Here is a 22,781-nt window from a genome sequence, read left to right on the forward strand (position 1 = left end):
AAAGTATCCTCCTCTTTAGTAGGTGTTACTTACTACTTACCCAAACTTTTATATGGCAAACTATTTTACTATAGAAATAGTCTTTATCAAGGAGGACGAAAAAACTGTCCTGTATGCAGGACAGTTTAAATCATTGTTTAAATTCATTCAATCTTTCATATGTTTCCAGCAAAAAGTCATAAAATAATTCCTCTGTTGGCAAAAGCTTTCTTTGCGTCGGATAGATGACACCAACCGTTCTGGTCAGATTGCTGTCTGCAATCGGAATAATAACGGTAGAGCGGGGCGTATTGTCGACCAGCGTCATCTCAGGCATTAATGCAACCCCTAAACCAGCGGACACTAACCCTTTTAATGCATCAATATCCTTGCCTTCAAAGGCAATACTCGGTGAGAAGTGAGCGTCCTTGCATGCTTGTACGACTTGTTCTCGAAAGACGAAACCTTCTGGCAGCACACAAAAGGGCTCATCCTTTAAGTCACGAAGTCTTATAGAGGCTCTGTTTGCTAATGGATGATGGTTTGGAACTAATGCAACAATATTTTCCGTGAAGAGGGTAGCTCCTTTAATCTTCGGCTCTTTTTCCTGATTTGGCATTGGCGCCATCATGGCTAAATTGAAATCACCTTTGATAACACCGTCGATTAAATCATAATAAAGAGCATTGCTCATTTGAAATTTAGCCTCAGGGTATCTTGTCCTAAATGCATAGATGATCGATGGCAATGTGTGTGCTGCCATGCTGATTGGAAAGGCAATTCTGACGGTTCCTTTTTCAGGGTCTAAATATTCCTTTACCTCTCTTTTGGCATCCTCCATCATGTTCCACACCTGTTTCATTCGTTCAAAAAAGATTTTTCCTAAAGGTGTCAGCTTTACACGGCGGCCTTCGCGGATGAACAACTCGATTCCTAATTCCTCTTCTAAATTGAATATTTGCCTGCTGACAGAGGATTGCGCAATATGCAAAGCATCTGCTGCTTCTGTTACATGTTCTCGTTTTGCGACTTCTAAAAAGTATTGAATTTGCCTTGTTTCCATGTTTTCAACTCTCCTAATGCGTTTAACGCATGAATCTCATCCGAAATTAGTATTGGAACTATCAATTATAAAATTATAAAATGAAACCACATTTAAGAAAAGGGAATTTTCTAAAACTTAAAACATCTTTAGGAGCTGAGTTCGAATGAAAGTGGTGGAATATATGGAAGTAGCACAAACAAATGAAGTTGAAATCGCAAAAGACTATGTTAATCATTTATATAAACAGGTAGTGGAGCGTAATCCCCATGAAATAGAATTCCACCAAGCGGTAAAGGAAGTACTGGACTCTTTAATTTCTGTTCTTGCGAAAAACCCTGAATATATAAAAAAATCTGTGCTGGACAGAATCGCAGAACCTGAACGGATGATTAGCTTTAGAGTGCCGTGGGTTGATGATAATGGTAATATCATGGTGAACAGAGGATTCCGCGTACAGTTTAACAGTGCGATTGGTCCTTACAAAGGCGGACTGCGTTTCCATCCGTCTGTTAATGCAAGTATTATTAAATTTCTAGGGTTTGAGCAAATTTTCAAAAACTCTCTAACTGGCCAGCCTATCGGCGGGGGGAAGGGCGGCTCTGATTTTGATCCAAAAGGAAAATCAGATATGGAAATTATGCGCTTTTGCCAAAGCTTTATGACAGAGCTAGCAAGACATATTGGCCCAGATACAGATGTGCCTGCTGGAGATATTGGTGTCGGAGCAAGAGAAATTGGTTATATGTTCGGCCAATATAAAAAACTGAAAGGCAGCTTTGAAGCAGGAGTGCTGACAGGAAAAGGCATCGGTTATGGAGGAAGTCTTGGCAGGAAAGAAGCAACTGGTTACGGTCTAGTTTATTTTGTCGAAGAGATGCTTAACAATAAAGGCTTAGGTTTTAAAGACAGCACTGTAGTCGTATCTGGTTCTGGAAATGTAAGCATATATGCAATGGAAAAGGCCATGCAGCTAGGCGCAAAAGTTGTAGCTTGCAGTGATTCAAGCGGCTATATTTACGACCCAAACGGAATTGACTTAAATACAGTAAAGCAATTAAAAGAAGCAGAATCTAAACGGATTTCAGAATATGTTAACGAGCATCCAAGCGCTACCTATTCTGAAGGCTGTGCAGGAATTTGGCAAGTCCCTTGTGATATTGCTTTGCCAAGTGCTACGCAAAATGAGCTGGACAAGGAAGCTGCCAATATCTTACTAAGTAATGGAGTAAAGGCAGTCGGTGAAGGTGCCAATATGCCGTCCACACAAGAGGCAGTCGATCTTTTTATTGAAAACAATGTTTTATTTGGACCAGCAAAAGCAGCGAATGCTGGCGGAGTTGCTGTGTCAGCATTGGAAATGGCACAAAATAGTGCAAGGCTTTCTTGGACTCAGGAAGAAGTCGATCAAAAGCTCCAAGTAATTATGAAAGATATCTATAGTAAGAGTATGCAAGCTTCTGAAGAATATGATGTACCAGGCAATCTTGTAGTAGGTGCTAATATTGCAGGCTTTAAAAAAGTGGCTGATGCTATGCTCGAACAAGGTGTTATTTAAGTAAAAGTACAGAGATAAAAAAAAGCAGGTCACTTTAAAAATGACCTGCTTTTAGTTATAGGAGGAGAATAACCTGTTCATTGAATTACTGGGAAATTACGGTTCCTCATTAATGTGGAAGAGCAGCTTATAAAGCTTTATTTAAGTTAATAACAGGAGTTTAAATATTAAGATTGAATCAAATAATAACCTTTTATCTTACGAGAAATAATATATTAGAATAGTATTTTTTAAAAGGGTTATGTTTGTTTAGATAGGTTATGGTGTATGCGGTTTTAATAAAATATATTCTTTTTGCATAGAATGTAAGGAAGGAACGTACAAATTGCATTTTTTATGAACGAAGCATATTGACTGATAGAGGAAGGAAAGAGTGCTTTATATAGGGATTTTTTCTTAAATGGCAGGTAGAATTAGAACTTATCCTTTTTAAAATGATGTAAATAGTATATAATTATCAGATAAAAGAAGATATTTTTATCTGTAAATAATTATAATAGATAACAAGAGTGTCATAATGAAAGACAGAAATGGTGTGTTCATATCGAGCGCCAGCATCCTTTCTGCGAATACAATAATGTAAAGGGAAGGTTAATATGAGCGAAAGAGAAACTAACACAGATGTTTTCTTAATTGGTACTGGAATTATGAGCGCAACATTGGGGACACTTCTGAAAGAATTAGTACCTGACTGGAAGATTACAGTATTTGAGAAGCTTGCTAACACTGGAGAGGAAAGTTCAAACGAATGGAACAACGCGGGAACAGGGCATGCGGCACTTTGTGAGCTGAACTATACGGTTGAAAAGCCAGATGGCTCCATCGATATTAGCAAAGCAATTAACATTAACGAACAGTTCCAATTATCCATGCAGTTTTGGTCTTATTTAGTAAACAGTAAGCGCATACATAACCCGAAAGACTTTATTATGCCATTACCGCATATGAGCTTAGTGGAAGGGAAAGAGAATGTAGAATTCTTAAGGAAAAGATTTAAAGCGCTGTCAAACAATCCCTTATTTCAAGGCATGGAGTATTCTGAAGATCCGCAAAAACTGAAAGAATGGATTCCCCTCATCATGCAGGGAAGGAATATAGAAGAACCGATAGCAGCAACTAAAATTGATTCTGGAACAGATGTTAACTTCGGGGCATTAACAAGGATGTTATTTGATCATTTAGGCAGCAATGGTGTAAAGATTAAATACAAACATAGTGTTAATGATATAAAAAGGACTCGTGATGGCTTATGGGAGCTAACAGTCAGAAATCTTGAGCGAGGAACGGTCGAACGCCATAAGGCTAAGTTTGTCTTTATCGGAGGCGGAGGCGGAAGCTTGCATCTTCTTCAAAAAACCGGTATCCCTGAAAGCAAGCATATTGGAGGATTCCCGGTAAGCGGAATTTTTATGGTGTGCAACAATCCAGCTATCGTTGAGCAGCATCATGCAAAAGTTTACGGCAAGGCAAAGGTTGGCGCACCGCCAATGTCTGTTCCTCATCTAGATACAAGATTTATTGATAATAAAAAATCGCTGTTATTCGGACCTTTTGCCGGCTTTTCACCAAAGTTTTTGAAAACTGGTTCTATGTTTGATTTAATCACCTCTGTGAAGCCAGACAACATTATCACAATGTTATCAGCAGGTGCAAAAAATATGGGATTGACTAAATACTTAATTCAGCAAGTTATGTTATCAAAAGAGCAGCGCATGGAAGAACTGCGAGAATTTATTCCGAATGCAAAACTAGAAGATTGGGATTTAGTAGTAGCAGGGCAGCGCGTGCAAGTGATTAAAGATACCGAGGATGGCGGCAAAGGAACACTGCAATTCGGCACAGAAGTTATCACTGCCTCCGATGGTTCGATTGCAGCATTGCTCGGTGCATCACCAGGTGCTTCAACAGCTGTTCATGTCATGCTTGAAGTAATCCAAAAATGTTTTCCGCAGCATTTTAACGAGTGGGAGTCAAAAATTAAGGAAATGATCCCATCCTACGGTCTATCCTTAATGGAAAACCCTATCCTTTTAGAAGAGGTACATCATGCAACAGCAGAGGCACTTCTATCGAGTGCAAAAGAACCTATTCTATAGTTGAAAAGCTAGTAGAGATGCTTTCTATCAGGAAAGCATCTTTTTAGTGGAGTTAAGTACTATTCTGGTATATAATGGAATTCTGATATCAGAAAAGATTATGCCAAGGGAAGTTTGGGTAAAGGATTATAAGCTGCAAAGAAACAAAACATTTCATTGGAGGTTAGAGAGATGCCAAAACTTACAGTTGATACAGTCAATAATGCACCAGTTGTTTTAAATTATGAAGACCATGGAAGCGGAAAACCGATTATTTTAATCCATGGGTGGCCGCTGAGTCTCCGTTCATGGGAACTGCAAGTGCCTGCCCTGATTGAAGCAGGGTATCGTGTTATTGCATATGACCGCAGAGGTTTCGGAGGGTCATCTCAACCTTATGAAGGCTATGACTATGATACTTTTGCTAAAGATTTGCATAAATTAATTGAACATCTAGATCTTCAGGATGTTACACTTGTCGGCTTTTCAATGGGCGGCGGGGAAGTGGTCCGCTATATTAGTACATACGGCGTGGAACGTGTGAAAAAGGCTGTATTAGCAGGTGCGGTGCCTCCTTATCTGTATAAAACAGAAGGTAATCCAGAGGGTGCTCTTGATGATGCAACAATTGAAGAGTTTTTGAATGGTGTGCAAAAAGACCGTATCGCTTTCCTTGATAACTTTACACATAACTTCTTTTCTGCAGGAGAAAGAGATGGCCTTGTTAGTGAACCATTCCGTCTTTATAATCGTGATATTGCCGCGTTCGCATCACCGAAAGGTACGCTTGAATGTATTAAAGCATTCTCCTATACCGATTTCCGTGAGGATGTAGCAAAAATCAACATCCCGACTTTAATCATTCATGGCGATTCAGACAATGTCGTTCCATTCGAAGCAAGCGGAAAGCTGTCCCATGATATGATTGAAGGCTCTGAACTTGCCGTCATTGAAGGTGCCCCGCACGGTTTTAATGCGACACATGCAGAGCAGTTTAATAAAGAATTACTTCAGTTCCTTGCTAAATATAATTAATAGTTAAGACAGCAGATACGTTTATCTGCTGTCTTTTTTTTGCCGCTAGTTAGAAAGCATTCCTGAGCTTTAAGAAATAAACTACAGCAAAAATAAGCTGTGCAAAAGGAGTTTATATATAAAAATATCTAATCAAAAACAAAGATAAAGCGGCAATATCCTTTTAACAACCTACTACTTATCAAAGATATTCAAGAGCTGATAAAGATACAAACATCCTTAATAAAAAGCAGCTAAAATGTTCAGCAATCAGATTAGAGCAGATTATCACCAACTTTGCTAGTGAAAGAAGAATTGGTTCATCAAATTAGCATCTTGCTAAAAGAAATGAAAAGTTAACTTACATAATATAAGACGAAAGAGAGGCATATACTTAAAAATCTGCCTCTCTTTCGTCTTGTTTACCAAATAATCTTGATTTTTTATGTAATTGGAAAAAGAGAATTCTTTCCTAGCAGGATGTAGTGTTTAATTTATTTGCTGTGATGTGTGGGGCAATTGTTAGAGCGGGCTGGTCAGTGATGCTGTTTTTCTTTTCCACATCTTACACATCTGTCGGAGTAATAGCTGTATTTATGGTTTCTTTTAAAAAAGCAAATAATGGACATTAGCTTCACATTAATCACCTGCCCTTTAGCTAGTTTAGTTTCATTCTATGCGGAGAATATGAACAACTTGTTAATGATTCGTTAATAAATTATAAAAAGACAAGAACTAAAAAACAGAGCAATATATTGCAATAAGGTTGCTTTGTTCCTTTGTGCATATATTGAGGGTTTTGAGAGCAGGTTAAAAGATAATATGTTTATCGGGAGGGACCATGGATGTTAAAGGGAGAGAAATGTGAAGGCCTTGCATGTAAAGTGCGTGGCGCTGATAAGCTTTTCCCCTTTACTTCATGGGATAAGCCAGATAAAGTTTATTGGTTTTGCAGTGAACATCTTAAAGCAGCTGCAGCATTTAGTAATAAAGAGAAACAGGCATTTATGCACTATTACTCCGATCCAGAAAAACGAAAATGGCTTCCGGAAAAGTCACGGCAGCTTTATGAAAAATATAGTAAAAATATGTAATCGTCGCGCCTTTTGTTCCTTAAAAATACTCAAAACTGTTTAGTACGATACTTTACGGGTATTTAATGAACAAAAAGGAGTTTTAAGGATGAAACTGAAAAGCAATCGTTCCTATTACGCAGTAGCTGGTATTTCTACGGCCATCGTTATAATAGCTGTATTAACTTTATCCTCTAACTCTACTCCAAAAACAACGGCAGAGTCAGTTTATAAAGAGCCGGAAATTATTACAGAAAATAATAGGAAAGTAATAGAAGATAATGATGAAGCAAAACAAACAATCTCTGCAACAATTATCAGCAAAACACAGGATGGGCAACATTTTTCAGCAGTAAATAATTATGATGAAAAGGATATTGTTCTTATTGATAAAACAGAAGCCTTCCAACAAGGTGATAAAGTATACATCACATTTAAGGAAGAGAAAGTGGATAATATAAAGCTCATTAAACGAGCACCTTAAAATCAGTTCAGCCGATGAGCTGATTTTTCTTTTTACTCTCAAACAAAAAGCATCTTGATATAATAGGAAATATCCACTTAAAGGAGATTAGTATGATGGAAAAGTCTATTATTATTGCAAGAGGCGGAGAACAGCAAAGCAGGCTGGAGACTTACTTTCAGAAGCTAGGAGCAAAGACAATGTCCTTCCCTATTTTGAAAAGCACGGAGCAAGAGTTACCTATTGAGGTATTTTCATTGATTGCGAAGAAACATCGGTTGATTTTTTTAAATCCAACAAGCATCCAAATCTTTTTCAGGCAATATACAAAGAGCGGCATAACAGCAAACCTTCCAGAGCAAATCGAATATTTATCAGAGAAATCAAGAAAGGTATTAGAGGCAAGAGGAATAAAAGCAAATCTTGCTTCCTATCAGAAGGAGCAACACGCTGTTCTCCTTGGGCATGATTATCAGCACAGCAATGTATACTCCGAAGATGATTTACTTATACATACACATCATATCGGACTAGACTTTTCTTTTGAAAAAGAAATGAGTAAAACGCTGAACGAAACAGATTGGCAAACAGTCATTTTCCCTAATATGCTGTCTATTGATTTCTTTGTAAAGTATTGTAAGACGGTAGCAGATTTTGATTATACGCAGCTTGCACTTGCTACAGTTGGGAAAAAGGTGCAGGAGTATGCTTTTGTGCACGGTTTTAGCAAAATTGATTCAGAAATACAGGCTGAACTCTTAAAAGGTGACTGGAAAAATCTATAACAAAAAATGCCCTAGTCTTAAATAGACCGGGGCATTTTTCGCTTACTTCTAATTAGCCTAGATAAGATACACCGATGATGATCAAAAGAATAAATAGAACAACGATTAGTGCAAAGCTGTTGTTATACCCTCCACCATTTTCTTCATAACCTCTTGACATGCCTCTCACCTCCGAACATCAGGTATACAACATCATATGAAGTTCTGTAAAAGAGGAAATGGACAAGAATACAGATTAGGATGAAAAGGAGAAAAATGAGCATTCTAACTAGTAGAACAAAGAGAAATGTGGAATGGAGGTGAACATACTTTGAATTCGGAGCAATCGATAAAAACATTAAATAAGTTTCTACAAGGACAATTCATGGGAATTCATGCATATGAGCATTTTATTGAGAACTTAGAAGATACGTCCTTAAAGCAGTCCTTTTCAGACATATTAACAGAACATACGAAAAATGCCCATATCATTTCAGACAGAATTCACCAACTAGGAGGAGAACCAGTCACGAATGAAGGGGTAGTCGGCAAGGCAGAAAGCTTTATCGGCAATTTATTTGATCCAGACAATGGGGATGAAGTGATTATTAAACATGCCATTAAGGGTGAAAATTTGTACGGAATAAAAATGTCTGAACAGCTTGTTCGCAATAAACTTGATGAGGACAGCCTTCAAATAGTTCATCAAGTTTTAAATAAGGACCGTGAACATGTTGATTATTTAAAATCATTAATACATTAAGCTCTTAAAGAAACACTAGAAGGCAGCGAACTGCATTTTAGTGTTTCTCCTGTTTTACAGTGAAATTTTTATCAAGGAATATTTGGAAGCCATAGTTCAGCATAGAATAAGCAAAGGCCGTATAAAACAAAAATATTGGTTTCACTTTTTTTAGTTTATATAATCCGATTTTATCCAGAAAATAATGTAAAGGATAAGCAAACAGTAAATCAAACACTAAGTTGAAAATGGTATAGATCCAAAACCTTCCGTAAGTAAAATGAAACGTCCATAAATTTGCTGCGAAAAATGGACCGAGAATAAACGTCAAGGCATTGTTCGTTGCTGATTTTTTCCCGCCTTTTACCTTCCACAATTTATATGTTCGGCCAATCATGTCTTCAATTAACAGGACGGCAGTAGAAAAAATCGTTACTGGCAAAAATTTAAGAAAAGATTTTCTTGGCAAAAAAAAGATTGTTGACCATGACAAGAGTATCATGCCGCATCTTATAAATAGCGTGACCATATGAAAGACTCCTTTTTTCACAAAAAATGTATAATTAATTTGGTAAAAAATCCATCTTCTAAGCATTAGCTTTTGTCAGCACGTCCTTCTTTATGTAAATTATGAAGGTTTTTTGTAAAAATAGTGATAGCTGTTCCTAATCACCTCATAACATTTTATAATAAGAGAGGAAGAGTCCGTTTATTAAGTAAGGGGGAATTTATGATGAAAAGAGTAGCAGTGTTTTGTGGTTCAAGCAATGGCAGTTCTCCTATTTACGTACAAGCAGCAAAAGAATTAGGAATGGAGCTAGCCAAAAGAAAGATAGAGCTAGTTTATGGAGGTTCAAGCATCGGATTAATGGGCAGTGTTGCTGACGCTGTATTAGAAGCAGGAGGTACAGTGATTGGCGTGCTTCCTGAGTTTCTTGAAAACAGAGAAATTGCACATAAAGGATTAACCGAATTGATTACTGTGCAATCGATGCATGAGAGAAAAGCAAAAATGACCGAGCTGGCGGATGGATTTATCACATTGCCAGGCGGTGCTGGAACAATGGAGGAGTTTTTTGAAATTTTCACATGGGCACAGCTTGGATTGCACCAAAAACCATGCGGCATTTTGAATACGAATCATTATTATGATCCATTAGTCAAGCTTATTAACCATATGGCTGATGCGGAGTTTCTGCAGGAGAAATACAGAAGTATCACTATAGTCGAAGAGGACCCTGCTGTAATAATTGACAGGTTTCTTACATATAATCCCCCTAGTATTAAGACATATATTACGGAAAAACAAACTTGAATTCAGCAGTTAAGAGGTGAAATAATGACAGATTTACGATATCCAATTGGACAATTTACTTGGAATGATGAATACACAGAAGATGTGATTGCCTCCTGGCTTGATGATATCGAGCAGTTGCCTGCACAATTGCATCAAGCTGTAATTGACCTTACTGATGAGCAATTAAATACACCGTATCGTGAAGGAGGCTGGACAATACGGCAAGTTGTCCATCATGTTGCAGACAGTCATTTAAACGCATATACTCGCTTTAAGCTTGCTGTAACAGAGGATAGACCGGTCATTAAACCGTATGCCGAGGATAAATGGGCTGAAACGCCTGATTCATTTTTGCCGGTTGATATTTCCTTACAATTACTAGCTTCCTTGCATTTGCGGTTAATACAATTACTTCGGTCTTTATCACAAGATCAGTTAGACAGAGCCTTTCTTCATCCAGAGTCTGGCGAAGTAACATTAAAAAGAAATATCGGAATTTATGCATGGCACGGTAAGCACCATCTTGCCCATATCACAAGCCTAAAGAAGCGGCTAGGCTGGTAAATGAAAAAAGGATGCAAAAGCCATGAGCTTTTGCATCCTTTCTATATTTTTTTATCTGTTGTCCACTTTTTCTGGATACAGATCGTGGTTCATAAGACGGTGTGTAGCCATTTCTTCAAACTTCGTGCCAGGCTTGCCGTAATTGCAGTATGGATCGATTGACAATCCACCTCTTGGTGTGAATTTGCCCCATACTTCGATATATCTAGGATCTAATAATTTAATTAGATCGTTCATAATAATATTAACACAGTCTTCGTGGAAGTCACCATGATTGCGGAAGCTGAACAAATACAGCTTCAATGATTTACTTTCCACGATTTTTTTGTCCGGAATATAGCTGATATACATTGTAGCGAAATCCGGCTGTCCAGTAATTGGCTCTGCGATAAAACGCAGGTGGACTATATCATATACATATATTCTTACGGTCGAATATAAGCATCCTCGCGCTTCCATCCTGATTGGATGTACTCTACTTCCTTCTTCAAGCAGTACTTTTACCCGATTCCTGTTTGAATGGTTTCGATAGTCTCTGCACCTTCCTCTAGTTTTTAGAGGCTTGGCTCAGGATTAGAATTTCCTTCCTTCCCTGAGTTCACGAGGTTTAAGCGACAGTGTTTCCACTGAAGTGTGCCCTTATTGACACAAGCTAGTAAATTCTGGACAGTTGAACTTAACGAAATAATCTCTGTTGACATGCAAGTTGTCTACAGACTCTAATATTTCTGGATTGTATTCGTAAAGATAGGTTGTTCCTTGGTTACCAAGTAAAGTTAAATCCTCAAGACCTTCTTCATGTTTTCTGCCTGACATTTTTCATCTCTCCATTTCATTTATGCGTTACACTCGAGAATAGCAATCTATAGATATGGCCGGTTTTTTAAGCAAAATAAAAGCCACATCCTTATGGACATGGCAAGCTCACCTGTATCCATAGTTTTTTATAGAGGGTATCTGCTATGAACCTCTTGGATTATCATGTACAGCCATATATTATAGCAAAATCACAATAACGTCAATATAACTGCCGAAACACTGCATGAAGCAAAATCAAACTCCATTTTATTAATTTTTTCAGTAAATTGTTCATATACATTAGTGACTAGATGGGTAGAGACGTACAAATTACTGCCTTTTCTTAAAGGAGGTATAAAATACTTGCATATAATTGGAAAGAGCGTATTGCGTAAGGAATCGAAAAGCAAAGTCACCGGTTATGCCCACTATACTGCTGATACAACAACAGGAGAAGCGTTGTTCGTAAAGCTTGTCAAAAGTAAATATGCACATGCCAATATATTAAAAATAGATGAAACGAAAGCGTTGCAGCAAAAAGGAGTGCGTGCAATAGTCTTGGGAAAAGGCTTGCCTTATGTCGGAGAGGAAGTCCGAGACAGGCCGCCGCTTGCGTACAGCAAGGTTCGTTACGCTGGTGAAGTGGTTGCCCTAATTGTTGCTGATTCGTATGACGCAGCAAATAATGCTGAGGTGCTGCTTGATATTAAGTATGAGCCGCTTACAGTCGTAAATTCGCCGCTCACAGCCATTCAAGCAGATGCTCCGCTCATTCATGAGGGCATAGATAAATACGATAAAGATCCAGGAATATATCCAATTACAGGGACAAATATCATTAATAAAACGAAAATCCGCAAAGGCAATATGGAAAAAGGCTGGGCCGATTGTAGTGAAATAGTGGAAGCGTCTTTTTCTATCCCAATTTCAGACCATAGTGCGATGGAAACAAGAAGCGCCACTTGTGAAATTATGCCTGACGGAGACGTACGGATTATGACGAGTTCCCAGGCACCGTATATGGTCAAAAAAATCCTCAGCAGAGACTTTCATATCCCAACAGGAAAAATTGTTGTGCAAACTCCATTTGTCGGGGGCGGCTATGGGGGCAAGGCCTCGGTGCAGCTTGAAATATTTGCTTATCTTGCAAGCAAAGCAGTTGGTGGCAGGCTCGTTAAGTTAGTTAATACAAGAGAAGATGATTTTCTTGTATCTCCTGTTCATATCGGTTTAGAAGCAAAAGTAAAACTTGGCTGTTCTGCAGACGGGAAGCTGCAAGCGGCCGAGCTTGAATATATTTTTGATGGCGGAGCTTACGGAGATAAATCTCCTCATTTGACAACGGCAGGGGCAGTTGACTGCACTGGGCCGTATAAAATAGACAATATATTTTGTGACAGCTTATGTGTGTACACAAACCATCCATATGCAGCACCATTTCGCGGTTTTTCACATGGTGAGGTTCATTTTGCCTTCGAGCGGGGAATGGAATTACTGGCGAAAAAGCTGAAGATGGACCCACTGATGTTCAGGCAGATTAATGCGATTCGCCCAGGAGATCAAACGCCAACAAGAGTGGTGTTAAACAGAAGTACTGTCGGCAATGTGGAAGCATGTATTAGTCGCTTGAGACCATTGATTGGCTGGGAAAAGGGGCAGGTTGAACGAATAGGGGAGCATGTGCTTAGAGTAAAAGGAATCAGCTGCAGCTGGAAAAACTCCACTATTGGTCCTGATGCAGCATCAGGTGTTGTGCTTACCTTTAACTCTGACGGCAGCATTAACCTTATGTCAGGTATAGTAGAGATTGGCACAGGCACGAAAACGGTGCTGGCACAAATACTGGCAGAAGTGATGAAGATGGATATAAATGATATATATGTGCGAATGACAATTGATACACAAACAGAACCAGAGCATTGGAAGACAGTGGCAAGCAGAGGAACATTGATGGCAGGCAGAGCAGTGCTAGCTGCTGCAAATGATGCTATTCAACAGTTGAAATCCATTGCTGCAACAGTAATGCGTGTGCCTGCAGATGATCTCGAGGTCGGTTATAAAAAGGTGTATCTGCGAGATAATCCTGATTCCTTCTTGGATTTCAAAGATATTGTGTACGGTTATGTTTATCCGAATGGCAATGCAATCGGCGGGCAAATTGTAGCAAGAGGAAAATATATTTTGAGAGGCTTAACAAATTTAGATCCAGAGACTGGGGCAGGAAACCCGGGCCCTGAATGGGCAGTTGCAGCTCATGGAGTCGAAGTGGATTTTAATACGAGAGAGTGTACATATCGAATTCGCAAGGCTGTAACTGTAATGGATATTGGTGAAGTTCTAAATTTCAAGGCCGCAGTCGGCCAAGTAAAGGGAGCCATGAGTATGGGGCTGTCATGGGCAGCCAGGGAGGCATTTTATTTTGACAAAAACGGCAGGATTCTTAATCCCCAATTGCGGACATATCGGCCCATCCGGTTTGGTGAACATCCAGAATATATCGCTGACTTTGTCAAAACTCCTCATTTAGAAGCACCATTTGGAGCAAGGGGAGCAGGCGAGCATGGACTTATTGGCATTCCTGCAGCTTTAGCTAATGCGCTGTCATTGGCTGCAGGAGTAGAGCTAGTTAGACTTCCGCTCATTCCTGAGGAAATTTGGAGAACAAAAAGGGAGACTGCCAAAAATGATCTTTGATTATTTCAGACCAGAGCGATTGCTGGAGGCGACGGAATATTTCACAGAAAGGCGGAAGGAAGGAGGAATTCCGCTGTTTTTTGGGGGCGGCACAGAAATAATAACGATGCAGCGCCTGCATGAGATAACACTTGACACAGCGATAGATATTAAAGCTATAGATGCTGTCAACATCCATGATATAGTGGAAGGCTATGTTGCGATTGGGGCGGCAGTGACACTGACAGAAATTCAGAACAAAAACCTTTTCCCTCTGCTGACAGAGGTCAGCAAAGAGGTTGCAGACAGAACAGCACGCAATAAAATTACGCTCGGCGGCAATATTTGCGGCAATATCTTTTATCGGGAAGCTGTACTTCCCCTTCTTTTAGCAGACAGTCTGATTGTAACAGCAAAAGAGCGGGACATTAGGATGGAATATATTTCGGCAAAATTTAAGCAGAAAATGCTATTAGAGGAAGGGGAAGTCTTTGTCCAAGCCTTTGTGGAAGAAAAGTATCGAAAGCAGCCGTTTTATACTAGAAAGAAACGACAGCAATGGGAAACTGGTTATCCGTTGATTACAGCTGCAGCATTAAAGGTCGACCAAAAAATACGGGTTGCTTTCAGTGGATTATGTGCATTTCCATTTCGTTCAAATGAAATGGAGGCTGCACTAAATGAAGCAGAATTAAGTGCAGAGCAAAAAATAAATAAAGCAATTCAAACTGTGCCAGGCGAAATTCTCGATGATGTGGAAGGTTCTCGTGAATACCGGTTATTTGTGCTTAGAAATCTGCTCGAGGAAATCTTACAAAGCTTGGAGAGGATGTAGCATGCATATACCAGCAAAAAAAACATTAATAAAGCTGTTTGTTAATGGGGAGGAAAAACAGGTCGCTATTGTTCCAAATAAAACACTTTTGATGGTGATCAGAGAGGAGCTTCATTTAACAGGCAGCAAACCAGGCTGTTTAAATGGTGATTGTGGTGCATGTACGATGCTTGTCGACAATGAGCCTATGAAATCATGTCTTATGCTTGGAGTTGAAGCAATCGGCAAGGAAGTTGTAACAGTAGAGGGTCTGCATGAAGCTCCTATCCAAAAAACCTTTATGGAGCAATTCGCCTTTCAATGCGGTTATTGCACCACAGGGTTTATTATGAATGCCCATGCCCTGACACTTGTGCCTGATCCTTCAAAAGAGCAGATACGTGAATGGCTGTCATCCAATATTTGCCGTTGTACGAGCTACGAGGAAATAGAGCAGGCAGTTATTCGAGCGATGAACATAACAAGGGGAGGGCAGTAGCCCTCCCTTGTTTTTATGGAAGTCCGATCTCATTTAGCGGATATATGCGCAAAACAACCTTGCCAATAACAGATTTGTCACTTATAAAGCCGAAATCTCTGCTGTCTTTACTTTTAAGCCGGTTATCTCCGAGCACAAACAGACTGTTGTTCGGAACAGTTTTCTCACCAGTTTCCTCTTCAAGTGTAAAGTCGCCAGTCAGCTTTGCTGTGGTTGCTCCTAGCTTATTTTCCTTTAAATAGAATTCTGTGTATGCCTTGCCGTTAATGTATAAAACGTCGTCTTTCATTGACACCGTGTCTCCTGGAAGGCCGATAACCCTTTTGATGTAATTTGCATCCTGGTCAGGTGCATGAAATACTATCATATCAAAATGCTCAATATCACTGATTTTGCTCAAGATAACTTTATTGCCGTCCTCGAAAGTCGGAGACATGCTTTCACCATGAACTACACTTGGACTAAACAGAAAGTTCCTGCAAATTACTACAATAATAAAGGCAAAAACAAAGCACTTTAGCAAAGAATAGAGTTCTTGCTGCCATCGTTTTTTCATCTATATTCTCCTAATATTTGTTATATATATATTCTAACTAGAAAAGAATTGGAAATCAATGATATGATAAAGAGTAATGATAACAATAAAGATTGGACGAGCGTGTTATGACAGAAGAATGGTTGAAAGTATTTGACGAGAACTATGCAGCAAAGGGGGTAGCAACAAGAACAGATATTCATACGCAAGGACTATGGCATGAAACGGTTCATTTCTGGCTGATGACGAAAATCAACAGCAAACATTATGTATTTCTGCAAAAGAGAAGCAAAAGCAAAAAGGATTATCCTAATCTTTATGATATTACAGCTGCTGGACATTTATTAGCAACAGAAAGCCCGGCAAATGGAGTGCGCGAGCTTCAAGAGGAATTAGGCTTTTTTAGTGTAAATAAGGATCAGTTACATAAGCTCGGAATTGTCAAGAATATCATTCATACAGACCGATTAACAGATAATGAATTTAGTCATATTTATGTATATTTCGTGAATGATAATATTTCTTTCCATTTACAAGAAGAGGAAGTTTCAGAAATGGTAATAACCGAGTTTGAATGCTTTTATAATTTTTGTACAGGTACAAGAGCAGAAATGGAAATTTACCCTTGGCAAGCTGGAGCAACTAAAAGCAAGGAGAGTTTAAAAATAGGGAAAGACAAGTTTGTTCCCCATCAAGATTCTTATTTTAAGGAAATTGCAGCATTGCTTAAGGGGTATTTACACAAATAAAAGGTCAGCTTACAGCTGACCTAAAGGGAAGAATTGTTAAGATTGCAGCATTTCTCTACCTTTATCACGGAAGGAAGGATCTGCAGTATGTTCCACTGTAAACTTCCCATTTTCATAGGAAACTACAGACACACAGCAATTATCATGATGTGGGAAGGTTTCTAATTTTGCAACAGACATGATAAAGTAACCAATTGTCACACCATGAGAAAATAGCAGGATGTTACCGCCTGTGTCCTTATGTTTTGCAATGATTTCTTCTACCGCGGCTTTTGTTCTTGTTAATAAATCGGTAAATGATTCTCCTTTTGGTACTCTGAAGTCAATATCAGACATAGAGAATATTCTCTCTAATATATTGCCGTGCTCTGAAATGATCTCTTCCTCTAACAATGATTCGAGAACACCGAAATTCATTTCCTTCAGACGTGCATCTGTTGATACAGAAAGCTCTCTTTCACCTAATGCAAATTTAGCTGTGTCAAGCACTCGCTGGCTTTCACTCGCATAGACCGCTTTAAAATCAATGGAAGCAAGACCGGCACCTACTGCTTTCGCCTGCTGTATACCTTTGTCGGTTAAAGGGGAATCACAAAACCCTTGCATTCTTTTTTCGATATTGTATTGTGTTTCTCCGTGACGTACGAAGTACAGAGTTAATTTAGTCATTTAGTATGTATTCTCCTATCATTATATTTCAAACATAATCTTACTGTTCATATATTCTTTATATCAGAGCAGAATACCTTCCATTACCGAAATATTTGCAGCAAAAAAACAAGAGTTCTATAAAAAATGGAGATAGAACTCTTGTTTTTAACAGGTCTTATTTGTCTTTTTTATGAAGCATATCCTCTTCTTTTGTTTCCAGCATACCCCATAAGCCATTTATTTCTTGCTCATCCATATCAACGCCTAATTCTGCTTGCTGTCTCGCCAGTTTTTGTTTTAATTCTTCATTTTGGCTGTTATTGTTGTTTTCCAAAACAAATCACCTCGATTGTAGGATGCCAGCTTTTTATCATTTATATGCACTCGCTATGTGCTGTCTTTTAAGCTCTGGATTAGCTCCTTTTTTATCCCTAAAAATAATAGTCGTAAAAATATGCCGAGGAAGATAAAGCCGAAAAAAGAATAGCTATGTTTCCAGACAGGTCCAAGCATAAACATTTTCCAAGCAACAAATAACGGTTCAAATATGTATGAAAACAAGACAGCCCAAATGATGGTACCCGCAATAAACGTTTTCCATTTATTTGTATACTGATATACAAGCATAGCAGTAATCGGAATCATCACAAGATCCGCTGGTATTAATGGCGGTATCCATGGGAGTAGCTTGTCCGGATAGCTCCAAAGCATCATTTCAGTCCCAATAATATCTAAGACAATAGAAAAGAACCCGCATAAAAGCCCATATGTGAAAATTTCGTAAAAACGGTTTTTATTCACTAATTTCCACCAAATAAAATAGGGAAGTATGGTGGCACAAACAAGTATCCACCACTGAATAGAAAATAGATCATGGTGAAGCCAATGGTTTAATGTCATATCGGCGAGATTTTTTTTCGCCTCATTAATCTCTGTATGTGTCGGCATGTCATGAATAAGGAATATCATGTTCACTCACCACTCATATAGTTTAGTAAGCCAGCTTATCAGTTACCAGGAAAATTAAATTAGGCGTGTTAAGCCAATTTACAGCGTGAATATTTTTTTATTATTGCTCTTACCTCTGTAAATTATGATTCTAATTGGGAAAAACCTTTTTACTGCATATAAGAATATGGCATTGGAAAAGATATGCAAAAAAGGGAGTGAACGAAATGAAACTTGGAAAACAGATGAAGACCTATCTGCAAGGTGCATTTTTTCTAATGTTTATGGGCTCCATTGTTATTCTCAGCTACGTAATCGGTTTTAAAGATTTTAAGGAAGTGCTTGGTTTATAGACTAAGCACTGATATCTCTAGTCTGTAATGAGATAAGTCACCTGCTAATATGATGGAATATAGGAGGTGAGAGTCATGGGTATCATTAATTCGACATCTGCAGATATTGATTTGCTTGCAAGACTTCTCAGGGCAAAAAGCAGAATGCGAAAATATCTACAATACTTTTGTTTGAAATAGAAAGAGCGGAGCCAATTGCCGGCTGCGCTTTTTTTATATAGAAGTTTGACGTTTGAAAAAAAGGGGCACAGAATGGTATATTTGAATTTATTGATAAATGAAAAAACTTTGGGGGATTTATATGTCATTAGAGAATGTTGTAACACACTTTGCAAAGTGGGAGAAAGAAAAGGAAATCATGGAATTTCAAACATCAAGCGCAACCGTGCAAGAGGCAGCAGATACTTTAAATGTAGAGCCTGCCAGAATTGCTAAAACACTTTCCTTTCGAAAAGGAGAAGAGGGTGTGCTTATTGTAGCTGCAGGTGACGCTAAAATTGATAATAAAAAATTCAAGGCTGCTTTTTTAGAAAAACCTCGCATGCTCACAGCTGATGAAGTGTTCCAAAAAACAGGCCATATGATTGGCGGTGTCTGTCCGTTTGGACTGACAACAAACATGGACGTTTACTTAGATGAATCATTACAGCGTTTCTCTTCCGTATTCCCTGCGTGTGGCAGCAGCAATTCGGCAATTGAACTGACATGTGATGAGTTGTTCCTGTATGGAAACGGGAAAGGCTGGGTAGATGTCTGCAAAGGTTGGAGAGAAGAATGAGAGAGATAATAATGAACAAGCTGAAAGAGCTCGAACAAGAGCATGCTATTAAAATTTTGTACGCCGTGGAAGCTGGCAGCAGAACACAGGGTTCATTTTCTTCTGACAGCGATTATGATGTTCGGTTTATCTATATGCACAAGAAGGAATGGTACTTGTCATTAGACAAAAAAAGGGACAGTCTGGAAGATAAGACTGGAAATTTGGATATAAGCGGCTGGGAGCTGGCTAAAACTTTAAGACTTTTGCGCAAATCAAATATATCACTTGCTGAGTGGCTTCAATCGGATATCGTGTATATAAGAGATAATCAATTTGAAAGCGAGCTGCTGGATTTATACAAAAAGGCATTTAATACAAAAACAGCCTTTTATCATTATCTCCAGCTCGCAAAGAATAACCGGAAAGACCTTGAACAAAAGCCGGGGACAATAAAGCTTTATTATTATTGCTTGAAATCAATTCTTGCATGCAAGTGGATTGACAGAAATAAAGAAATGCCTCCAAATGATATCCAGCAACTGCTCTTAGAGGTTAACGACAATGGCGTACTTCATTCTGAAATCACTAAGCTGATTAATAAGAAAGCCAGTGGAGATAAGCAAGAAGTTATTTATCCCATTCTTAATCATTTTATAGCAGAAGAATTAAAGCTTCTTCAATTAACAGCAGATACAATGCCTGTAAGCATCTATAATGAAAGAGAAATCACTTTAACACTGGACAGCTTCTTTCGAAAAATACTCAACATCCATGATTGGCATTAATAAAAATTAAAGGAGACTATTCATAAATTAGTAATTAGAAATAGTCTCCCAAATAATATCCTTGTGCCTGCTAAACAAGGCTCAGTATTACAGGCAGCTCTATTTTTACAGCCTTTTAACACACTATGGAAAAAAGATTGAGGGTCTTAACAGTCACTTTAGACTAGTTTATATAACAGCAGGCAGGACAGAAATCAACAAGAGGATATCGGACAGTATCAGCTTTTTGACTGTGGGGTTATTACAGACAAGATATTCGCGGTTCAAATGCTGCAGCTCTTTAACGAACATCCTAATCTCTAAATCATGCATTACATCACCTTTTATCATTTGATAGTAGAAATTTACCCCCATTTACAGAGAGTAAACACTAATCAGCGGGAACATATCCAATAAAAAGAGATGTCGACCACTAAGGACGACATCTCTTTTTATTGGATATGGCGGTATACGCCAATAACTTTTCCAAGGATGCTTACATGACGAAGGACAATTGGCTCCATCGTAGAGTTTTCCGGCTGAAGACGAATCGAATCTTTTTCTTTAAAGAAGCGCTTGACTGTCGCCTCGTCATCTTCTGTCATTGCGACAACAATTTCTCCGTTATTAGCGGAATTCTGTTGCCTTACAATTACATAGTCACCGTCAAGTATCCCTGCTTCAATCATACTTTCTCCCATAATTTCCAACATAAATACTTGTTCATCACTTGGAGCAAGTCTTTCAGGAAGAGGAAAATACTCTTCTACATTCTCAATCGCTGTGATTGGTAAACCTGCAGTTACCTTACCGACAACAGGAACATTGATAATGTTGTATTTTGGTATATTGTTTTCTTCCAAGTCTAGTATTTCAATTGCACGTGGCTTTGTAGGGTCTCTTCTGATTAGGCCTTTGCTTTCCAATCTTGCCAAGTGCCCGTGTACAGTTGAACTTGAAGCAAGTCCGACAGCTTCCGCAATTTCTCTTACGGATGGCGGATAGCCTTTGAGGCGGACTTCTTCTTTTATGTATTCCAATATATCTAGTTGTCTTTTAGATAGCTTTTGCATTGTATGCACCTCGACTATTATTTCTTACAGCTAGTATAACATGGAATAAATATCGATACAAACATAAGTTCTGATTTTTTTGTTGACACAAAACATCTGTTCGTATTAAAATGCAAATATAAGCGAACGTACATTCTAAATAAAGGGTGATTTACAATGGTCGAAAAAATTTGGAGAAAACATTCATACTCTATCATACTTATAATATTCAGCTTAGTGACATGCTTTATCATCGCATTAAAGTCCAGTCATGCAGATACAGATAAATACATAAAGGTAACAGTTAGCAAAGGGGATTCCCTATGGGAGATTTCTGATCAATATGAGGGTTTATACAGCATGCCAAAAAAACAGTTTATCAAATGGGTGGAAGACCATAATGACATTGCCAGTAATCAGATTCAAACAGGAGAAGAGCTGGTTATTCCAGTCCTGCTAGAAAAGCAGAACACAATGCTTGCAGCAGACTAAAGCAGTAATAAACAATATTATGTTAATATGGATTGCAGATGCCGCTTGCTTATAAATTGCAGGCGGCATCTGTGTATTAAAAACTTGTTAATGGTGGTTATAAAATGGACGTTGTAATATATTGCAGAGTATCTACAGACAAAGAGGAACAGGCAACCTCTTTAGTAAGACAGGAAGAAGAGCTCCTCCAGCTCGCCAAAGAAAAGAATTTTCGTGTCTGTCATATCATTAAAGAACAGGCAAGCGGTTTCGACCTCGAAAGAGATGGCCTGCTAGAGCTGCTTGAAATCATAAAGGAAGAGAATATCGCAGCCGTCTTGATACAGGATGAGACAAGACTGGGGAGGGGGAATGCAAAGATTGCTATACTGCACTGCATCTTGCGTGAAAAGGTAAAGCTTTACAGCATATCACATGCAGGTGAGCTGGTTTTATCTGATGCAGACTCCATGGTGCTGCAAATCGTTAGTCTTGTGGAAGAATACCAAAGAAAGATACATAATATTAAGATTAAAAGAGGTATGAACAGAGCGATTGAAAACGGCTATAAGCCAGCAGAAAACCTGAGGAATCAAGGTGTTCATTCAGGAAGAAGCCGCTTGGAAGTTCCAGTAGAAGAAGTGGTTAAGTTGAAGAAGAACGGACTAACCTTCGCAGAGATTGCGTCTACCCTTCGTGGTTTAGGCTATGAATTTTCGAAAGCGACGATTCATAGAAGATATCAAGAGTTTATGGATGAGAACAAAGACGCTGCCAAATAATGCTGATAAATGTAAAGCTGCACTTCTTTATGTTATAATGAATTTTTCATAAATAACTTAACTATGTTTCCATATATATTTCGGGGATTTCCGTAATGGAAGAAGGAAAGGAGAAAATGCAGATGATTTCAAATGAAAAGCTTAATCGCATAAACGAGTTGGCAAAAAAGAAAAAAGAACAAGGCTTAACTGAAGCAGAAGCAAAAGAACAAACTGCATTAAGAGCTGAATACTTAAAAACATTCCGTTCTAACATGCTTACAACACTAGAAGGTGTTAAAATCTATGACCCAAATGGTGATGATGTAACTCCTCAAAAAATTAAAGACATTCAAGAAAAGAAAAAATTGCACTAAAAAAT

At 38.5% G+C, this 22,781-nt stretch carries 29 protein-coding genes and 2 pseudogenes; 20 read left to right on the forward strand and 11 right to left on the reverse strand.

Annotated elements, in window-relative coordinates; genetic code table 11:
* Positions 1-130: 130 nt before the first annotated feature.
* On the reverse strand, positions 131-1,042 hold the full coding sequence (gene gltC, locus ACLIJJ_RS12425) for a glutamate biosynthesis transcriptional regulator GltC (RefSeq protein ID WP_233314091.1): 912 nt from the start codon (positions 1,040-1,042) through the stop codon (positions 131-133).
* 145 nt (positions 1,043-1,187) lie between these two features.
* Here gltC and gdhA point away from each other — a divergent pair, with 145 nt between their 5' ends.
* From gdhA to ACLIJJ_RS12460, 7 genes are all read left to right on the forward strand, one after another.
* Entirely contained in the window at positions 1,188-2,579 is a 1,392-nt protein-coding gene (gene gdhA, locus ACLIJJ_RS12430; RefSeq protein WP_411410995.1) for an NADP-specific glutamate dehydrogenase, read from the forward strand.
* A 596-nt stretch (positions 2,580-3,175) separates the two neighbouring features.
* Entirely contained in the window at positions 3,176-4,675 is a 1,500-nt protein-coding gene (locus tag ACLIJJ_RS12435; RefSeq protein WP_233314089.1) for a malate:quinone oxidoreductase, read from the forward strand.
* A gap of 171 nt (positions 4,676-4,846) precedes the next feature.
* Positions 4,847-5,689, forward strand: coding sequence for an alpha/beta fold hydrolase (locus tag ACLIJJ_RS12440; protein WP_233314088.1), 843 nt, complete (start codon positions 4,847-4,849; stop codon positions 5,687-5,689).
* Positions 5,690-6,153: 464 nt separating this feature from the next.
* Positions 6,154-6,300, forward strand: coding sequence for a hypothetical protein (locus ACLIJJ_RS12445; RefSeq protein ID WP_233314087.1), 147 nt, complete (start codon positions 6,154-6,156; stop codon positions 6,298-6,300).
* A 213-nt stretch (positions 6,301-6,513) separates the two neighbouring features.
* On the forward strand, positions 6,514-6,762 hold the full coding sequence (locus tag ACLIJJ_RS12450) for a hypothetical protein (protein ID WP_233314086.1): 249 nt from the start codon (positions 6,514-6,516) through the stop codon (positions 6,760-6,762).
* Between the two features lie 88 nt (positions 6,763-6,850).
* The gene (locus tag ACLIJJ_RS12455) at positions 6,851-7,225 is read left to right on the forward strand and encodes a hypothetical protein (protein WP_233314085.1); all 375 of its coding nucleotides are present in this window, start codon (positions 6,851-6,853) and stop codon (positions 7,223-7,225) included.
* Between the two features lie 92 nt (positions 7,226-7,317).
* The gene (locus ACLIJJ_RS12460) at positions 7,318-7,989 is read left to right on the forward strand and encodes a hypothetical protein (protein WP_233314084.1); all 672 of its coding nucleotides are present in this window, start codon (positions 7,318-7,320) and stop codon (positions 7,987-7,989) included.
* A 52-nt stretch (positions 7,990-8,041) separates the two neighbouring features.
* Here the strand turns inward: ACLIJJ_RS12460 and ACLIJJ_RS12465 are convergent, their stop codons facing one another.
* Complete coding sequence (locus ACLIJJ_RS12465; RefSeq protein ID WP_233314083.1) at positions 8,042-8,149, reverse strand: YjcZ family sporulation protein; 108 nt, start codon at positions 8,147-8,149, stop codon at positions 8,042-8,044.
* Positions 8,150-8,275: 126 nt separating this feature from the next.
* Between ACLIJJ_RS12465 and ACLIJJ_RS12470 the strand changes: the two genes are divergently transcribed.
* Positions 8,276-8,731 (forward strand): DUF2383 domain-containing protein, encoded by a 456-nt coding sequence (locus ACLIJJ_RS12470; protein WP_411410996.1) that lies wholly within the window; start codon positions 8,276-8,278, stop codon positions 8,729-8,731.
* Positions 8,732-8,768: 37 nt separating this feature from the next.
* Here the strand turns inward: ACLIJJ_RS12470 and ACLIJJ_RS12475 are convergent, their stop codons facing one another.
* Positions 8,769-9,239, reverse strand: a complete 471-nt coding sequence (locus ACLIJJ_RS12475) for a hypothetical protein (RefSeq protein ID WP_233314081.1) — start codon at positions 9,237-9,239, stop codon at positions 8,769-8,771.
* A gap of 204 nt (positions 9,240-9,443) precedes the next feature.
* On the opposite strand from ACLIJJ_RS12475, the gene ACLIJJ_RS12480 reads away from it, so the two are divergent.
* Both ACLIJJ_RS12480 and ACLIJJ_RS12485 read left to right on the forward strand, forming a co-directional pair.
* Positions 9,444-10,025, forward strand: a complete 582-nt coding sequence (locus ACLIJJ_RS12480; protein WP_233314763.1) for an LOG family protein — start codon at positions 9,444-9,446, stop codon at positions 10,023-10,025.
* 24 nt (positions 10,026-10,049) lie between these two features.
* Positions 10,050-10,571, forward strand: a complete 522-nt coding sequence (locus ACLIJJ_RS12485; protein WP_411410997.1) for a YfiT family bacillithiol transferase — start codon at positions 10,050-10,052, stop codon at positions 10,569-10,571.
* 51 nt (positions 10,572-10,622) lie between these two features.
* On the opposite strand, the pseudogene queF reads toward ACLIJJ_RS12485, so the two are convergent.
* Both queF and ACLIJJ_RS12495 read right to left on the reverse strand, forming a co-directional pair.
* Positions 10,623-10,952: pseudogene (gene queF, locus ACLIJJ_RS12490) on the reverse strand (preQ(1) synthase); the annotation flags it as partial.
* A gap of 264 nt (positions 10,953-11,216) precedes the next feature.
* A pseudogene (locus ACLIJJ_RS12495) lies at positions 11,217-11,387 on the reverse strand (preQ(1) synthase); the annotation flags it as partial.
* A gap of 345 nt (positions 11,388-11,732) precedes the next feature.
* Between ACLIJJ_RS12495 and ACLIJJ_RS12500 the strand changes: the two are divergent.
* Genes ACLIJJ_RS12500 through ACLIJJ_RS12510 form a run of 3 tightly spaced genes read left to right on the forward strand, consistent with a single transcriptional unit; the run spans position 11,733 to position 15,355 of the window.
* A complete protein-coding gene (locus tag ACLIJJ_RS12500; RefSeq protein WP_411228605.1) occupies positions 11,733-14,063 on the forward strand; it encodes a xanthine dehydrogenase family protein molybdopterin-binding subunit in 2,331 nt (776 codons plus the stop codon).
* Complete coding sequence (locus ACLIJJ_RS12505) at positions 14,053-14,877, forward strand: FAD binding domain-containing protein (RefSeq protein WP_233314078.1); 825 nt, start codon at positions 14,053-14,055, stop codon at positions 14,875-14,877. Before ACLIJJ_RS12500 ends, ACLIJJ_RS12505 begins: the two co-directional genes overlap by 11 nt.
* A gap of 1 nt (position 14,878) precedes the next feature.
* Positions 14,879-15,355, forward strand: a complete 477-nt coding sequence (locus tag ACLIJJ_RS12510; protein WP_411410998.1) for a (2Fe-2S)-binding protein — start codon at positions 14,879-14,881, stop codon at positions 15,353-15,355.
* Between the two features lie 13 nt (positions 15,356-15,368).
* On the opposite strand, the gene lepB is transcribed toward ACLIJJ_RS12510, so the two are convergent.
* On the reverse strand, positions 15,369-15,911 hold the full coding sequence (gene lepB / locus ACLIJJ_RS12515) for a signal peptidase I (RefSeq protein ID WP_233314076.1): 543 nt from the start codon (positions 15,909-15,911) through the stop codon (positions 15,369-15,371).
* 107 nt (positions 15,912-16,018) lie between these two features.
* Here lepB and ACLIJJ_RS12520 point away from each other — a divergent pair, with 107 nt between their 5' ends.
* Positions 16,019-16,639, forward strand: coding sequence for an NUDIX hydrolase (locus tag ACLIJJ_RS12520; RefSeq protein ID WP_233314075.1), 621 nt, complete (start codon positions 16,019-16,021; stop codon positions 16,637-16,639).
* A 36-nt stretch (positions 16,640-16,675) separates the two neighbouring features.
* Here ACLIJJ_RS12520 and ACLIJJ_RS12525 read toward each other — a convergent pair whose 3' ends face one another.
* From ACLIJJ_RS12525 to ACLIJJ_RS12535, 3 genes are all read right to left on the reverse strand, one after another.
* Entirely contained in the window at positions 16,676-17,308 is a 633-nt protein-coding gene (locus ACLIJJ_RS12525; RefSeq protein WP_233314074.1) for a histidine phosphatase family protein, read from the reverse strand.
* A gap of 157 nt (positions 17,309-17,465) precedes the next feature.
* Entirely contained in the window at positions 17,466-17,624 is a 159-nt protein-coding gene (locus ACLIJJ_RS12530; RefSeq protein WP_233314073.1) for a DUF4021 domain-containing protein, read from the reverse strand.
* Between the two features lie 53 nt (positions 17,625-17,677).
* The gene (locus tag ACLIJJ_RS12535) at positions 17,678-18,259 is read right to left on the reverse strand and encodes a CBO0543 family protein (RefSeq protein WP_411410999.1); all 582 of its coding nucleotides are present in this window, start codon (positions 18,257-18,259) and stop codon (positions 17,678-17,680) included.
* Between the two features lie 206 nt (positions 18,260-18,465).
* Between ACLIJJ_RS12535 and ACLIJJ_RS12540 the strand changes: the two genes are divergently transcribed.
* The 3 genes from ACLIJJ_RS12540 (at position 18,466) to ACLIJJ_RS12550 (ending at position 20,136) form a co-directional block, all read left to right on the forward strand.
* Positions 18,466-18,591 carry a hypothetical protein gene (locus tag ACLIJJ_RS12540; protein ID WP_267913293.1) on the forward strand — a complete coding sequence of 42 codons (126 nt, stop codon included), beginning with the start codon at positions 18,466-18,468 and terminating at the stop codon, positions 18,589-18,591.
* Positions 18,592-18,892: 301 nt separating this feature from the next.
* Positions 18,893-19,369 carry a YbaK/EbsC family protein gene (locus ACLIJJ_RS12545; protein WP_237942282.1) on the forward strand — a complete coding sequence of 159 codons (477 nt, stop codon included), beginning with the start codon at positions 18,893-18,895 and terminating at the stop codon, positions 19,367-19,369.
* Entirely contained in the window at positions 19,366-20,136 is a 771-nt protein-coding gene (locus tag ACLIJJ_RS12550; protein WP_411411000.1) for a nucleotidyltransferase domain-containing protein, read from the forward strand. Before ACLIJJ_RS12545 ends, ACLIJJ_RS12550 begins: the two co-directional genes overlap by 4 nt.
* A gap of 168 nt (positions 20,137-20,304) precedes the next feature.
* On the opposite strand, the gene ACLIJJ_RS12555 is transcribed toward ACLIJJ_RS12550, so the two are convergent.
* Together ACLIJJ_RS12555 and lexA are read right to left on the reverse strand one after the other, a co-directional pair.
* Entirely contained in the window at positions 20,305-20,466 is a 162-nt protein-coding gene (locus ACLIJJ_RS12555; protein ID WP_237941305.1) for a hypothetical protein, read from the reverse strand.
* A 101-nt stretch (positions 20,467-20,567) separates the two neighbouring features.
* Complete coding sequence (gene lexA, locus ACLIJJ_RS12560; protein ID WP_233314068.1) at positions 20,568-21,188, reverse strand: transcriptional repressor LexA; 621 nt, start codon at positions 21,186-21,188, stop codon at positions 20,568-20,570.
* Between the two features lie 156 nt (positions 21,189-21,344).
* On the opposite strand from lexA, the gene yneA reads away from it, so the two are divergent.
* From yneA to ACLIJJ_RS12575, 3 genes are all read left to right on the forward strand, one after another.
* Complete coding sequence (gene yneA / locus ACLIJJ_RS12565; RefSeq protein ID WP_233314067.1) at positions 21,345-21,659, forward strand: cell division suppressor protein YneA; 315 nt, start codon at positions 21,345-21,347, stop codon at positions 21,657-21,659.
* Positions 21,660-21,763: 104 nt separating this feature from the next.
* Complete coding sequence (locus tag ACLIJJ_RS12570; protein ID WP_233314066.1) at positions 21,764-22,420, forward strand: YneB family resolvase-like protein; 657 nt, start codon at positions 21,764-21,766, stop codon at positions 22,418-22,420.
* 122 nt (positions 22,421-22,542) lie between these two features.
* On the forward strand, positions 22,543-22,776 hold the full coding sequence (locus ACLIJJ_RS12575) for a DUF896 domain-containing protein (protein ID WP_233314065.1): 234 nt from the start codon (positions 22,543-22,545) through the stop codon (positions 22,774-22,776).
* Positions 22,777-22,781: the final 5 nt, after the last annotated feature.

Origin of the sequence: Niallia laureatilytica, assembly GCF_046613985.1 — a bacterium.
Classification (GTDB): domain Bacteria; phylum Bacillota; class Bacilli; order Bacillales; family Cytobacillaceae; genus Niallia.